Raw genomic sequence first — 13,322 nt, forward strand, 5'->3', positions numbered from 1 at the left:
GTCCACCCGGCGGGGCCTCCGTCACGTCATGGGCGCCCGGCCTGCCTCCGTCACGTCATGCGCGTCCGGCCTCGTCCGCCTCGTCATGGACGGCCGGTTCGCGCGCCGCTGCGCTGCTGGGAGGCGGTCAGGGCCGCGGGAAAGGTGACGGGGCCCTCCTCCGTGCGCACGGTCACGGTCGTGCCGTCGCACGTCACCCGTGCCCTGCCCGGAACGGCGACGGTCAGCAGCGACCGGGCAGCGGGCGAGGTGATCGTGACCGAGGGAACGCGCTTGAGGTAGCCCGGCGAGATCTCGCCCTTGCCCTCCCGCTGTCCGCCGACCTCCTCGCACGCGGGCATCTCCAGCTGCACCAGCGTCGGCCTGCGGCCCGGAGCGAGGTGCCACAGGTTGCGCAGCGTGTTCCCTTCGGGCACCTCGTCCAGGACCGCGAGCACGTCGCGCCCGTGGTTGACCAGTACCTTCCTGGTACGGCTCACGCCGTACGCGTCGTCGGTGAACTCGAAGCTCTGCCTGGTACGGGTGATGGACGAACCCACCAGGCGCGTCGCCGTACCCGGGCGGAACGGCCTGCCCTCGACCACGGGCACGTTGTGGGCCTCGGGGGTGACGGTCCATCTCGGGTAGTCGCCCTTCTCGTAGGAGTGGAAGCCCGCCTCGACCAGGACGTCGTGTCCCTCGGCCTGGTAGGTGACACTCATGTGGTCCTCGTGACCGTGGTAGCGGCGCGGAGGGCCGAACCTGATCGAGTAGAACGCCGAGTCGCGCGACCAGCCGGTCCTGCCGAAGACGTAGCCGCCGTCGAAGACGCCGACGGTGTCACCCGGGCGCCGGAAGCCGGTGGGCCGCATGTCGGCGGGGCCGTCCCCGATGGCGGTGAGCCTGCCGTCGGGCTGGATGGCGTGCGCGACGTAGGACTCCAGGGCCGCTCGCCTGGCGGCCAGCGCGGACGGCACGCCGACGCCGCACTCCCTGATGCTGTTGAAGGCGACGCCGAGGCGCTGGTGGACGTAGACGCCGTAGCGAGGAGCCTGCTCTTGGAGCGTTCCCTGCCCGTCGATGGCGCGCTCGGCCGACTCGGTCATCCTGCGCAGGGCCAGGTCGCGCCACTCGGGGACGCCGAGCCTGCAGCCGATGCCCAGCAGCGCGATGTCCTGGTCGAGGCCGTGGTTGTGGCCGCCCTTGTAGAGCGCGGCGTCGGCCAGGACCTCGGCGTGCTCGACGAGCGAGTCGGACAGCCAGTCGGCCTTCACGTAGGTGCTCAGGCAGACCAGCGCGGGCGCGCGCAACGCGACGGCGTGCTCGGCCCACGCCCACGCGCTGACGTCCGCGCCGCCGCGTGGGTTGTCCTTCACCCAGTCGTGGGCCGTGCGCTCGGCCCGCCGCAGGGGCGCGGCGTCGCCCTTGCTCTCGTAGGCGACGACGAGGCGGCCGATCCAGCGCAGCGAATGCAGGTTGAGGGCCCACGAGCGGTTGCGGTACGGATCCATCCGCCAGTCGAGGTCGGTGCCGAGTTCCACGGCCGGGAGACCGACGAACGAGATCGGGCCCTTCATGACGTCGGCGGCGGCGAACTGGCTCCTGTCGCACATCGGCCTGCCCCTGGCGTCGGCCAGGCTCGGGTCACCCGGCCTGACCAGGCAGGCGGCCGTGAGCAGCGTGAGCAGCACCAAGACGATCGGACGCTTCACTGCTTCTCGTCAGTCCATTCCGCTTCGAGCACGACCTCTGTCGCGACGCCCGTGATGGCCTTGACCACCTGGCTGTCGCGCGGGTCGATGACCAGCTCGCGCTTCACGCCGCGCACGTCGTAGGCGAAGGTCGACCTGCCCAGGTAGCGCACGTCGGGCAGCTCGGCCAGCGCCCGGTAGGCGGCGGCCCGCACGTCAGGCGGGGCGGGCTTGCTCCACAGCAGGCCGCTGAGCGCGTCGGCGACCACGCCTCCGCGCTCCCGCTCGGGCACGTCGCGAAGGATGCCGTTCACGTGGGCGCGCAGCGCGACGGGGTCGCCGGGGAGAGCCTCGATCTCGGCGATCGTCATGGGGTGCCCGTCCATCGTGAAGGGCTCCTTGGTGGGGGCGCTGACGGTGGTCGTGCCGCTGCGCGTCGTCGTCCACGCGCGCCCGTCCCTCGCCACCCACAGCTCCCTGACCTCGGAGTCGTTGATCAGGCGCTTGACGTGCCAGTAGGCCCCCTTCGTCGGCGGGAGGACCTCCGCCACGCCTGCCGCCGCGCGCAGGACGCTCACCTTGTCCTCGGCCGGGTGGGCGGTCATCAGCCTCGGCACGGCGAAGGCCACCGCGGCGACGGCCGCGACCGCGAGGCTCGCCAGCATGGGCGTCCAGCGCGGCCGCCGCCTGCCGCCGCCGGCCTCGATCCTGGCCCTGACCCTGTTCCTGACGCCGGGGCCCTCCTCGGGCTCGCCATAGAGCTCCCGGATCTTCCGCAGGTCATCCACGGTCGCCCTCCATCGGGTTGGTGCCGCCAAGGGCCTTGCGGAGCTTCTTCCTCGCGCGGTTCAACCGGGAGCCGACCGTGCCGTACGGGATGCCGAGCGCGGTGGCGATCTCCTCGTGAGACAGTCCGGCGAGCGCGACGAGCAGCAGGACGTCGCGGTCGCCCTTGCCGAGCCGGGCGATCGCGCCGGCCAGGCTGGGTCCGAGACTCTGCGCGCTGACCCGCACCGCCACGACGTCGGCGAGGCCGGGCACGTCGCGGTCGGGGGACACGCGTTCCATCGCGCGCAACGCCCTGATCTCCGTGCGCCTGTGCTTGCCGACCAGGTTGGTGGCGATGCCGTACAGCCAGGACCGGACGCTCGCCCTGCCGGGGTCGTAGCGGTCGCGTTTGCGGAAGGCGGTGAGGAAGGTCTCGGCGACCACGTCCTCGGCGTCGTCGGGGCCGAGCCGCTGGGCGACGTACCTGTGGATCTCCCCGAAGTAGGCGTCGAAGATCTCGCTGAACCCCTCGGGTTCGGCGAGATCAGGGTCGCGCACCGCGGCTGCGGTCATGGGTGGCCTTCCGTGGGCGAAGCTGTCGACAGGTATCACCCGATCGACGGATTCGCTTTCACGGTCGTCTTTCAGCGGGCCCGCTCCCCTGGGCGCTCACATGATCGGCGGCCTGGTCATGACGCCGCAAAGCGGGGAACGGTGACCGTTCCCCGCACGTGGCGCACATCATGACAGACGTGCGAGCGCCGGAGCCTTGGAACCCGCCGAGAGCGGCTGGAAGCGGGGCGCGACCCACAGGCCCACCAGCGCCATGACGAGCGTGGCCGCGTAGACCGCCCAGTACCCCTGGCCCGCCGCGGCGAACAGCGCGCTGGTCACCGCCACCGACACCACGGAGAACACCGACTCGCCGACCTGGAGTGCCGAGCTGTTGACGCCCTGCTCGCCCGGCTTCGACAGCTCCAGCGTCAGCACCGACAGCGTCGGATAGATCAGGCCCATCCCGAACCCCGTGATGATCCACGCCGGGTAGGCGAACGCGACGGGCACGGCCTCGAAGGTGACCACGCCCATGGCGAGGATGCCGAGCGCGAGCGCGGCGGTACCGCCGACCAGGTTCGCCGTCCTGCCGAACACCTCACGTCCCTGCAGCCAGGAGGCGAACGACCAGGTCAGCGCGCCACCGGTGAGGGCGAACCCTGCCATCAGCGGCGACATGCCGCGCTCGCTGATCAGCATGAGCGGGACGATCACCTCGGCGGCGAAGAACGCGCCCGCGGAAAGACCGCGCAGGGCCACGACGGCGGGCAGCCCCCTGGCCGCGCGCAGCGTCCCCGCGGGCAGCAGCTTCGGCAGCGCCACCAGCAGCACCACGAGACCCACGACGAGCAGCGGGAGCCTGCCGTCGCTGCCGTACTGCATGAGGCCCGCGCCCACGGCCGTCAGCGCCGCCCACGCGACCTTCCTGCCTAGACCGGGAGCGGGCTCGGCCTGCCCACCCGTGACCGGCTGCCCCGACAGGCCGCGCACCAGGATCAGCGCACCGATGACGGTCAGCACGGGGACGGACAGGAACACCCATCGCCAGCCCAGCGAGTCGACCACCAGCCCGACGATCGCGGGACCGACCATCGAGGGCACGACCCACGCCGTGGCGAACAACGAGAAGATCTTCGGGTGCAGTTCCTCCGGATAGACCCTGGCCACCACCACGTAGAGGGCGACGCTGACCAGCGCGCCGCCGAAGCCCTGCACGAGCCTGCCGGCGATCAGCATCTCCATGCTGGAGGCCAGCCCCGCCAGCAGCAGGCCGCCGATGAACCCGGCCACTCCCGTCCACAGGGGCGCGACCGGGCCCTTCAGGTCGGCCCATCGGCCGCCGAGGACCGTCCCGACCACCGCGGCGGCCATCGCGCCGCTGAACGCCAAGCCGTACAAGTGGAGGCCGCCGAGCTCGCGAGCCACGACGGGCATGGCGATCGCCACCGCGATGTACTCGAAGGCCACCAGCGAGACCAACGCCACCAGACCGGCTGTCAGTGATTTGTGCGTCATGACGCCGACGCTACGGACGCACCCCCGCGCGCACATCGTGCGCTGGTCCTAGGCCCTCTCCGTACATCGCCCTAGGCTACGGGACGGCCCCGGCGCGAGGTTCCGCGCCGGGGCCGTCCGGTTCGAACAGCGGGATCGTCTACTCGGAGACGCCGAGCTTCTCCAGGATCAGCTCGCGGGCCCGGGCCGCGTCGGCCTTGCCGCGGCTGGCCTTCATGACACCGCCGACCAGCGCGCCCACCGCCGCGATCTTGCCGGAGCGGACCTTCTCGACCGCGTCGGCGTTGCCGGCGAGGACGCCGTCGATGATCGACGCCAGCTCGCCCTCGTCGGCGATCTGCAGGCCGCGCGCCGCGACGACCTCGTCGGGGCCGCCCTCGCCTGAGAGGACGCCGTCGAACGCCTCACGGGCCAGCTTGTCGTTCAGCGCGCCCGAGGCGACCAGTTCGGTCACCCTGGCGACCTGCGCCGGGGTGATGGGCAGCTCGGCCAGCGACGTGCCGGCCTCGTTCGCCCTGCGGGCCAGCTCGCCCATCCACCACTTGCGGGCGTCGGCGGCGGGCGCGCCCGCGGCGATCGTGGCCTCCACGATCTCGATGGCGTCGGCGTTGTGCATCGACTCCATGTCGTGGTCGGTCACCCCCCACTCGGCCTGCAGGCGCTTGCGGCGCACCGACGGCAGCTCGGGCAGCTCGACCTTGAGCTTGGCCACCCAGGCGGGGTCGGGGGCGATCGGCACCAGGTCGGGCTCGGGGAAGTAGCGGTAGTCCTGCGCCTCCTCCTTGGACCTGCCGGACGTGGTCGTGCCGGTGTCCTCGTGGAAGTGGCGGGTCTCCTGGGTGATCCTGCCGCCCTCGGCGAGGATCGCCGCCTGCCGCTGGATCTCCCCGCGGACCGACCGCTCGACGCTGCGCAGCGAGTTGACGTTCTTGGTCTCCGTACGGGTGCCCCACTCGGAGGAACCGCGCGGCATGAGCGAGACGTTGACGTCGAACCGCATGGAGCCCTCCTCCATGCGCACGTCGGAGACGCCCAGTGAGCGCATGAGCTCCCGCAGCTCGACGCCGTACGCGCGGGCCACCTCGGGTGCGAGCTTGTCCGTGCCGGGGATCGGCTTGGTGACGATCTCCACCAGCGGGATGCCCGCGCGGTTGTAGTCGACGATGGAGTAGTCGGCGCCGTGGATGCGGCCGGTCGCGCCGCCCACATGGGTGGACTTGCCGGTGTCCTCCTCCAGGTGGACCCGCTCGATCTCGATGCGCACGACCTTGCCCTCGACCTCGACGTCGAGGTAGCCGTCGAAGCAGAGCGGCTCGTCGTACTGCGAGATCTGGTAGTTCTTCGGCATGTCCGGATAGAAGTAGTTCTTCCGGGCGAAGCGGCACCACTCGGCGATGGAGCAGTTCAGCGCCAGGCCGATCCTGATCGTCGACTCGATCGCCTCGACGTTGGCCACGGGAAGCGACCCGGGCAGCGCGAGGCAGGTCGGGCAGGTGTGGGTGTTGGGCGGAGCGCCGAAGGTGGTCGGGCAGCCGCAGAACATCTTCGAGACGGTGCCCAGCTCAACGTGGGTCTCCAGGCCGAGGACCGGCTCGAACCGGTCGATGGCCTCGTCGTATGCCATGACGCTCACAGCGCGGGAGCCTCCTTCAGCAGCGGGCCGCCCCAGCGGCTCTCCAGGGCCTTCTCGACCGCGGCGCCGACCCTGTAGCAGCGGTCGTCGCCCAGCACCGGGGCCATGATCTGCAGGCCGACCGGCAGGTTGTCCTCGTCGGCGAGGCCGACCGGCACCGACATGGCCGCGTTGCCCGCCAGGTTCGACGGGATCGTGCACAGGTCGGCGAGATACATCGCCATCGGGTCGTCGGCGCGCTCGCCGATCGGGAACGCCGTCGTCGGCGTGGTCGGCGAGATCAGCACGTCGACCTGGTGGAAGGCGGCCTCGAAGTCGCGCGCGATGAGCGTGCGGACCTTCTGCGCCTGGCCGTAGTAGGCGTCGTAGTAGCCGCTCGACAGCGCGTAGGTGCCGAGCATGATGCGCCGCTTGACCTCGGGGCCGAAGCCCGCGGCCCTGGTCAGCGCCATGACCTCCTCGGCGCTGCGGGTGCCGTCGTCGCCGACGCGCAGGCCGTACCGCATGGCGTCGAAGCGGGCGAGGTTGGACGAGCACTCCGAGGGGGCGATGAGGTAGTAGGCCGGCAGCGCCGTCGTGAACGACGGGCAGGAGACCTCGACGACCTTCGCGCCCAGCGACTCCAGCAGCTCGACGGCGTCGTGGAAGCGGTTGAGCACGCCCTGCTGGTAGCCCTCGCCGCCGAACTCCTTCACGATGCCGATGCGCATCCCCGCGATGTCGGCGTTCCTGGCCGCCTCCACGACGTCGGGCACGGCCGCGTCGATGGAGGTGGAGTCCATCGGGTCGTGGCCGGAGAAGGCCGCGTGGAGCAGCGCCGCGTCCATGACGTTACGGGCGAAGGGCCCGGGCGTGTCGAGGGAGCTGGCGAAGGCGATCAGGCCGTAACGGGACGAACCGCCATACGTCGGCTTCATGCCGACGATGCCGGTGACGGCGGCGGGCTGCCTGATCGAGCCGCCGGTGTCGGTGCCGGTGGACAGCGGCGCCTCGTAGGCGGACACGGCCGCGCTCGACCCGCCCGACGAACCACCGGGGATCTTGGAGAGGTCCCAGGGGTTGCGGGTGACGTGGTAGGCGGAGTTCTCGGTGGAGGAGCCCATCGCGAACTCGTCGAGGTTGGTCTTGCCGAGGATGACCAGGCCCGCCTGGCGCAGCCGCGCGGTCACGGTCGCGTCGTACGGCGGGCGCCACCCCTCGAGGATCTTGGAGGCGGCCGTGGTCGGCATGTCCTTGGTGGTGAAGATGTCCTTGTGCGCGATCGGCACGCCGGCGAGCGGGCCGAGCTTCTCCCCTGCCGCCAGCCTGGCGTCGACCGTACGGGCCTGCTCCAGCGTGACCTCGCGGTCGACGTGGAGGAAGGCCTGGACCTTCGGCTCGACCTGCTCGATGCGGTCGAGGTGCGCCTCGGCGACCTCGACGGCGCTGGCCTCGCCCGTGGCGATCAGCGCGCCCAGCTCGGCGGCGGACTTGTGGATCAGACTCATGCTTCCTCCCCGAGAATGCGCGGAACCCGGAAGCGGTCGTCCTCGACGGCCGGAGCACCCGAAAGCGCCTGCTCGGGAGTGAGGGACGGTCGCACCTCGTCGGCACGGAAGACATTGGTCAGCGGGAGCGCGTGCGACGAAGGCGGGACGTCTTCAGCGGCGACCTCGGCCACCTTCGCGACCGCGGCGATGATGTCATCGAGCTGGGTGGCGTAGTGGTCGAGCTCGTCGTCGGAGATCGCCAGCCGGGACAACCGGGCCAGGTGCGCGACCTCGTCGCGGGTTATGGCGGACATGAGTCGTTGAACCCGTTTCGTGGATGGAGTTTGGACAGTGTCATCCTAGGGCTCTTGACGCAGGGTGGCCGACCCATTATCACGCCCGTAACACGATCACCGTGCGTTTCTCTGCTGCCGCCGCCCTCGACACCCTGCGGCGGACGCCGGCCGCGAGACGGCCACCATCCGTTCTGGGGTGCACCCCGGGCCCTCGACCGGAACGATGAGACCCGGCCAAGCCGAGCACCTCCTGGACCCCCGAGGACCACGTCGACCCGAGCGCCGCGCCGACCCACGCGCCGCGTCAACCCGAGCGCCGTATCGACCGTGTCGACCTGAGCGCCGTGTCGACCGGCGGTGGCGCACACCCCCGGGTGGCGGCGACCCGAGGACGCCGACGACCACCCGAGATGGACGGTGACCCGGGGGGCCAACCGCCGGGGCAGGTGACACACAGGTGGAGCATGTTCCTGGGGTGACGATCGCACGAAGGTGGAGCACGTGTCCCGGGGTGACGATCGTACAAAGGTGGTGTACGCGTCCCAGGTGGCGGATCGCACGAAGGTGGTGCGCGCCATCGAGGGCGACGGTGAGTCGGGACGGCGGGTCCGAGGGTGGCGGCCCTCACCGTGGGATGCGGGAGAGCCGCCCCAGTGGCGGGCGCGGGTCAGACGGTTTGGGTGATCTCCACGTAGTCGATCTCCCGGACCCCGACCCGTTCCCTCAGCCACACCGTCGCGTCGGCCGGCGCCATGGCACGGCCGAACAGCCAGCCCTGGCCCATGTCGCATCCCATGTCGGCCAGCCGGAGCGCGATGTCGTCCGACTCCACCCCTTCGGCCACCGACCGCAGCCCCAGCGACCGCACCAGGTCCACGATCGAGCGGACGATCCGCTCGTCGTCCTCCGAGCACGAGAGCCGCTGCACGAACGACGCGTCGATCTTCACCTCGGACGCGGCCAGCCGCTGCAGCCTGATCAGCGACGAGTAGCCGGTGCCGAAGTCGTCCAGGGCCAGCGGAACCCCGAGCGCCGCCAGCGCCTTGATCGTCTCGTGGGTGTAGGCCTGATCGCCCATCAGGATCCGCTCGGTGACCTCGAGCTGAATGGCCTCCGGCGGCAGCCTGAAGCGGGACAGCCCCGCCTCCAGCTGGTCGGGCAGCGCGGAGTCGAGCAGGTCGCGGGCGGAGACGTTCACCGAGATCTGGACATGCAGCCCGGTGTGCCACCACCGGGCCGCCTGCTCCATGACCGCGTCGATGACGTATTCGGTGATCTGCCGCATCAGGTAGGACTGCTCGGCCAGCGGGATGAAGTCGGCCGGCGAGATCGGCCCTCTTACGGGGTGCCGCCAGCGCAGCAGCGCCTCCATGCCGCGCACCTCGCCCGTGGTCAGGTCGACCTTGGGCTGGTAGTGCAGGCGCAGCTCCCGGTTGTCGACCGCGCGGCGCAGGTCGCCGAGCAGACCGAGACGTTCGGGCGAGTTGCGGTCCTTGTCGGGCTGGTAGAGCTCGACGCCTGTGCGGCCCTCCTTGGCCAGGTACATCGCCACGTCGGCCCGCTGCAGCAGCAGCTCGAAGTCAGGCGCGTGGTCGGGGAAGAGGGCGATGCCGACCGAGCCGTCCATGTCGAACGTCATGCCCTCCAGGCGCACGGGCTCGGTCAGCGCGGCCCTGAGCCTGGCGGCGACCTCCCTGGCCGCGTGGGTGTCCCTTATGGACGGCAGCAGCACCGCGAACTCGTCGCCACCGAGGCGCGCGACGACGTCGCCGGGCCGTACGGAATGGGTCAGCCGGTGGGCCACCATCTGGAGGAGCCGGTCGCCGACCGGGTGTCCCATGGTGTCGTTGACTTCCTTGAACCTGTCGAGGTCGATCAGGAACAGGCCCACCCGCTCGTCCTGGCGGCACTCAGCGAGCGCCTCCTCCGTCGAGACGATCAGCATCTTGCGGTTCGGCAGCCCGGTCAGCTCGTCGTGCATGGCCTGGTGGTCGCGGCGCATGGACAGGGTGGCGGTGAAGTAGACGGCCGCCAGCGGCGCCACGAACAGCGGCACCAGCCCCGGCGAGTCCTGCATGACGACGACGACCAGCGGTGCGAGCCCGAGCAGCCCGGTGTAGACCAGCGCCTGGGGGCCGACCGTCGCGCGCAGGACCCTGCTGAGCGAGCGGCGCTCGTGCAACGCGACCGCCCCGCACACGAGCAGCGCACGCGCGGTGAAGTAGGCGACCCCTGACAGCGCGATCGGGACCAGCGCGAAGCCGACGGGCACCCAGGGGGCCGAGGGGCTCGGCACGATCCCGAACATCCCCAGCACCACGGCGCCCGCGGTGAACGCCAGCGTCGCCTGGGCGATGTTGAACATCACCCTGTGCCAGGCCTTACGGGTGACGATCCCGTTGACCGTGATGCCGACCACCTGCATGAGCACGGCCACCGGCAGTCCGAAGTGCAGTAACACGGCGAAGGTGAACATGGTCGCCGGGTAGGTGCCGCCCACGGCGGTCGCCGAGGACACCATCACGGGGCGCAGCTCGCCCAGCACCACCAGCACGGCCAGAACCCAGAACAGCGGCGTCCTCGCCAGCTGGACCAGGTCGGCAGGGTCGAGCCGCAGCTCGGCCACGAGCAGGGCGGTGAAGCCGATCACGGAGACGCCGGCAAGGAAGGCCCACAGCGGGCTTCCTACGCGTGGTCCCGTGTCGCGCGTGTCATTTGGGTCGGTCATCGGTAACAGAACCCCCAAGAGGTCACTATGGGAGGGTACGACCTCCACCCCACTTCCCGAAACCACCCGCCTACGTTCCGTCACGCCAATTGTCCATATTTAGGAGCAAGTAGCGCCTTATTTCCGTTTTTGTACGACAGAGGTGCCCCCTGGTCACCACCGCCCCATCCCCTGGGACGCCCCCTTGACATCAAGGGGCGGCCGCCCTCACAGCCGCCCCATCCCCACCCGCCGCGGCTCACCCCATGAGCCGGACGAACTCCTCGAAGGAGATGCTGCCGTCGCCGTCCGCGTCGGCGTTCTGCTCCAGCGAGGCGAGCGCCTCGCCGGGCAGGCCGGGGAAGTGGCGAAGGAACTCCGCCTGGCTGATGAAACCGTCGCCGCTGGCATCGATCGCGTCGAAGGTCCGGCGCAGCTCCGCGAGCCGCTCACCGCCGAGATCCGACATATGTGCCCCCTTTCCGGTGGAGAGGGCTATTCTTCCGGTTTCACCGCCGCCTCCGCAGCGGCTTCGGCACCCTGCTCCAGCAGGACGCGGAAACCGGCCTCGTCGAGGATGGGCACCCCGAGGCTGACCGCCTTGTCATACTTCGACCCGGCGTTCTCCCCCACCACCACGAAGGCGGTCTTCTTCGACACCGATCCGGACACCTTGCCGCCCCTGCTGGTGATGGCCTCGGCGGCGGAATCGCGGGTGAAGCCCTCAAGGGTGCCGGTGACCACGAAGGTGAGGCCTTCGAGGATCTGCGGGCCCTTCTCAGGAGCCGGCTCGTCCTCCATGCGGACGCCCGCCGCCTTCCACCGCTCGACGATCTCGCGGTGCCAGTCGATCTCGAACCACTCGCGGATGGTGGCGGCCACGCGGGGGCCGATGTCCTCGACCGCGGCCAGCTCCTCCTCCGAAGCATTCATGATCGCGTCGATGGAGCGCATCGCCTCGGCGAGCTTGCGGGCGGTGGGCGGCCCGATGTGGCGGATCGACAGCGCGACCAGCACCCGCCACAGCGGCACCTGCTTGGCCCTCTCCAACTCGTCGATGAGCTTCAGCGCGTTCTGGCTGGCCTCACCGTTGACGTTGGAGAAGAACGAGACGACCTTGGGCTCGCCGGTCTTCGGGTCGATCTTGGGCAGCCCCGTCTCCTGGTCGCGCACCACGGACCGGACAGGGATGAGCTGCTCCAGCGTGAGGTCGAACAGGTCGGCCTCGGTGCGCAGCACCGGTTCCTGCTCGGGGACGGGCTGGCTGAGCGCGGTGGCGGCGACGTAGCCGAGACCATCGATGTCGAGCGCGTACCGCCCTGCCGCGAAGTAGAGACGCTCGCGGATCTGCGCGGGGCAGGAGCGGGCGTTGGGGCAGCGCAGGTCGGCGTCGCCCTCCTTCTCGTAAGCCAGCTCGGTGCCGCACTCGGGGCAGTGGGTCGGCATGACGAACGCCCGCTCGGAGCCGTCGCGCAGCGGCGTCACAGGCCCGACGATCTCGGGGATGACGTCGCCCGCCTTGCGCAGCACGACCGTGTCGCCGATGAGCACGCCCTTCTTGACCACGATCGCGGCGTTGTGGAGGGTGGCCCGCTCGACCGTGGACCCGGCCACGACCACGGGCTCCATCACCGCGTACGGCGTGACGCGCCCCGTGCGCCCCACGCCCACCTCGATGTCGCGGAGCTTGGTGTTGACCTCCTCCGGCGGGTACTTGTAGGCGATCGCCCAGCGCGGCGCCCGCGACGTGGAGCCGAGCTCCCGCTGTGTCCTGATCTTGTCGACCTTCACCACCACGCCGTCGATCTCGTAGGCGGGGTCGTGGCGGTGCTCGCGGTAGTGCTCGATGAAGTCGTTGATGCCCGTCACGTCGGGCACCACCCGGTAGAGATCGCTCACCGGCAGGCCGAACTCGCGCAACCGGTCGTAGACCTGCGACTGGGCCTGCGCCTCGGCCGCGCCCTCCCAGACGCCCACGCCGTGGACGAGCATCCGCAGCGGCCGCTGCGCGGTGATGCGGGGATCCTTCTGCCGCAGGGTGCCCGCCGCGGCGTTGCGCGGGTTGGCGAACGGCGGCTTGGCCTGCTCGACCAGTTGCTCGTTGAGCTTCTTGAACTCCTCGACCGGGATGTAGACCTCGCCTCGGACCTCGACCAGCGAGGGGAGGTCGTCGCCTTCGAGCCTGTGGGGGATGCCCTTGATCGTGCGGACGTTGGCCGTCACGTCGTCACCCGTGCGCCCGTCGCCTCTGGTGGCGCCGCGTTCCAGCTTGCCGTCCCTGTAGACGAGCGCGATCGCCAGCCCGTCGATCTTCAGCTCGCACAGGTAGGGCCCTGGGTCGCCCTCGGCCAGCCGCTCCGCCCTGACCTGCCAGGCCGCGATGTCGGCGTCGTTGAAGGCGTTGTCGAGGCTCTCCATCTTCTGCAGGTGCTGCACCTTGGCGAAGTCGCCGGAGACGGGCGCCCCGACCTTCTGCGTCGGCGAGTCAGGCGTCTGGAGCGTGGGGTGCGCCTGCTCGAGCGCGAGGAGCTCGTTGAACCACGCGTCGAACTCCGCGTCGCTCACCGTGGGCTGGTCGAGGACGTAATAGCGCCAGCGCGCCTCCTCGACCAGCTCGCTCAGCTCGGCGTGGCGCTTCAGCGCGTCCACGGGCACGCCCTCGACCTCGGCGCTCATCGGCACACTCCCTCCGTCAAACCTGAGAGAACG

The 13,322-nt window shown here is 70.5% G+C and carries 10 protein-coding genes; all 10 read right to left on the reverse strand.

Going from position 1 to position 13,322, the window contains the following annotated elements; translation table 11 throughout:
- Positions 1-83: 83 nt before the first annotated feature.
- The 10 genes from AC3EO4_RS45745 to ligA all read right to left on the reverse strand — a co-directional run bounded on the left by AC3EO4_RS45745 (position 84) and on the right by ligA (position 13,289).
- Positions 84-1,691, reverse strand: a complete 1,608-nt coding sequence (locus tag AC3EO4_RS45745; protein ID WP_379576130.1) for a heparinase II/III domain-containing protein — start codon at positions 1,689-1,691, stop codon at positions 84-86.
- Complete coding sequence (locus AC3EO4_RS45750) at positions 1,688-2,458, reverse strand: hypothetical protein (RefSeq protein WP_431902178.1); 771 nt, start codon at positions 2,456-2,458, stop codon at positions 1,688-1,690. Before AC3EO4_RS45750 ends, AC3EO4_RS45745 begins: the two co-directional genes overlap by 4 nt.
- Positions 2,451-3,011, reverse strand: a complete 561-nt coding sequence (locus AC3EO4_RS45755; protein ID WP_379576132.1) for an RNA polymerase sigma factor — start codon at positions 3,009-3,011, stop codon at positions 2,451-2,453. Before AC3EO4_RS45755 ends, AC3EO4_RS45750 begins: the two co-directional genes overlap by 8 nt.
- Positions 3,012-3,179: 168 nt before the next feature.
- A complete protein-coding gene (locus tag AC3EO4_RS45760; protein WP_431902181.1) occupies positions 3,180-4,508 on the reverse strand; it encodes an MFS transporter in 1,329 nt (442 codons plus the stop codon).
- 139 nt (positions 4,509-4,647) lie between these two features.
- Positions 4,648-6,132 carry an Asp-tRNA(Asn)/Glu-tRNA(Gln) amidotransferase subunit GatB gene (gene gatB, locus AC3EO4_RS45765; protein WP_431902275.1) on the reverse strand — a complete coding sequence of 495 codons (1,485 nt, stop codon included), beginning with the start codon at positions 6,130-6,132 and terminating at the stop codon, positions 4,648-4,650.
- Positions 6,133-6,137: 5 nt separating this feature from the next.
- Positions 6,138-7,628, reverse strand: coding sequence for an Asp-tRNA(Asn)/Glu-tRNA(Gln) amidotransferase subunit GatA (gene gatA, locus AC3EO4_RS45770; protein ID WP_379576134.1), 1,491 nt, complete (start codon positions 7,626-7,628; stop codon positions 6,138-6,140).
- Entirely contained in the window at positions 7,625-7,924 is a 300-nt protein-coding gene (gene gatC / locus AC3EO4_RS45775) for an Asp-tRNA(Asn)/Glu-tRNA(Gln) amidotransferase subunit GatC (protein WP_358134594.1), read from the reverse strand. The genes gatA and gatC overlap by 4 nt, the downstream gene beginning before the upstream one ends.
- A gap of 649 nt (positions 7,925-8,573) precedes the next feature.
- The gene (locus AC3EO4_RS45780; protein WP_431902183.1) at positions 8,574-10,634 is read right to left on the reverse strand and encodes a putative bifunctional diguanylate cyclase/phosphodiesterase; all 2,061 of its coding nucleotides are present in this window, start codon (positions 10,632-10,634) and stop codon (positions 8,574-8,576) included.
- Positions 10,635-10,872: 238 nt separating this feature from the next.
- Positions 10,873-11,082 carry an EF-hand domain-containing protein gene (locus tag AC3EO4_RS45785; RefSeq protein ID WP_379576136.1) on the reverse strand — a complete coding sequence of 70 codons (210 nt, stop codon included), beginning with the start codon at positions 11,080-11,082 and terminating at the stop codon, positions 10,873-10,875.
- A 26-nt stretch (positions 11,083-11,108) separates the two neighbouring features.
- A complete protein-coding gene (gene ligA / locus AC3EO4_RS45790; protein WP_431902185.1) occupies positions 11,109-13,289 on the reverse strand; it encodes an NAD-dependent DNA ligase LigA in 2,181 nt (726 codons plus the stop codon).
- Positions 13,290-13,322 lie beyond the last annotated feature (33 nt).

This window comes from Nonomuraea sp. bgisy101 (assembly GCF_057708945.1).

What these genes read in the sequence shown, in the direction of transcription:
- AC3EO4_RS45755 (WP_379576132.1), bottom strand. Translation starts at nt 3,011, where the DNA reads ATGACCGCAGCCGCGGTGCGCGACCCTGATCTCGCCGAACCCGAGGGG.
- AC3EO4_RS45760 (WP_431902181.1), bottom strand. Translation starts at nt 4,508, where the DNA reads ATGACGCACAAATCACTGACAGCCGGTCTGGTGGCGTTGGTCTCGCTG.
- gatB (WP_431902275.1), bottom strand. Translation starts at nt 6,132, where the DNA reads ATGGCATACGACGAGGCCATCGACCGGTTCGAGCCGGTCCTCGGCCTG.
- gatA (WP_379576134.1), bottom strand. Translation starts at nt 7,628, where the DNA reads ATGAGTCTGATCCACAAGTCCGCCGCCGAGCTGGGCGCGCTGATCGCC.
- gatC (WP_358134594.1), bottom strand. Translation starts at nt 7,924, where the DNA reads ATGTCCGCCATAACCCGCGACGAGGTCGCGCACCTGGCCCGGTTGTCC.
- AC3EO4_RS45780 (WP_431902183.1), bottom strand. Translation starts at nt 10,634, where the DNA reads ATGACCGACCCAAATGACACGCGCGACACGGGACCACGCGTAGGAAGC.
- AC3EO4_RS45785 (WP_379576136.1), bottom strand. Translation starts at nt 11,082, where the DNA reads ATGTCGGATCTCGGCGGTGAGCGGCTCGCGGAGCTGCGCCGGACCTTC.
- ligA (WP_431902185.1), bottom strand. Translation starts at nt 13,289, where the DNA reads ATGAGCGCCGAGGTCGAGGGCGTGCCCGTGGACGCGCTGAAGCGCCAC.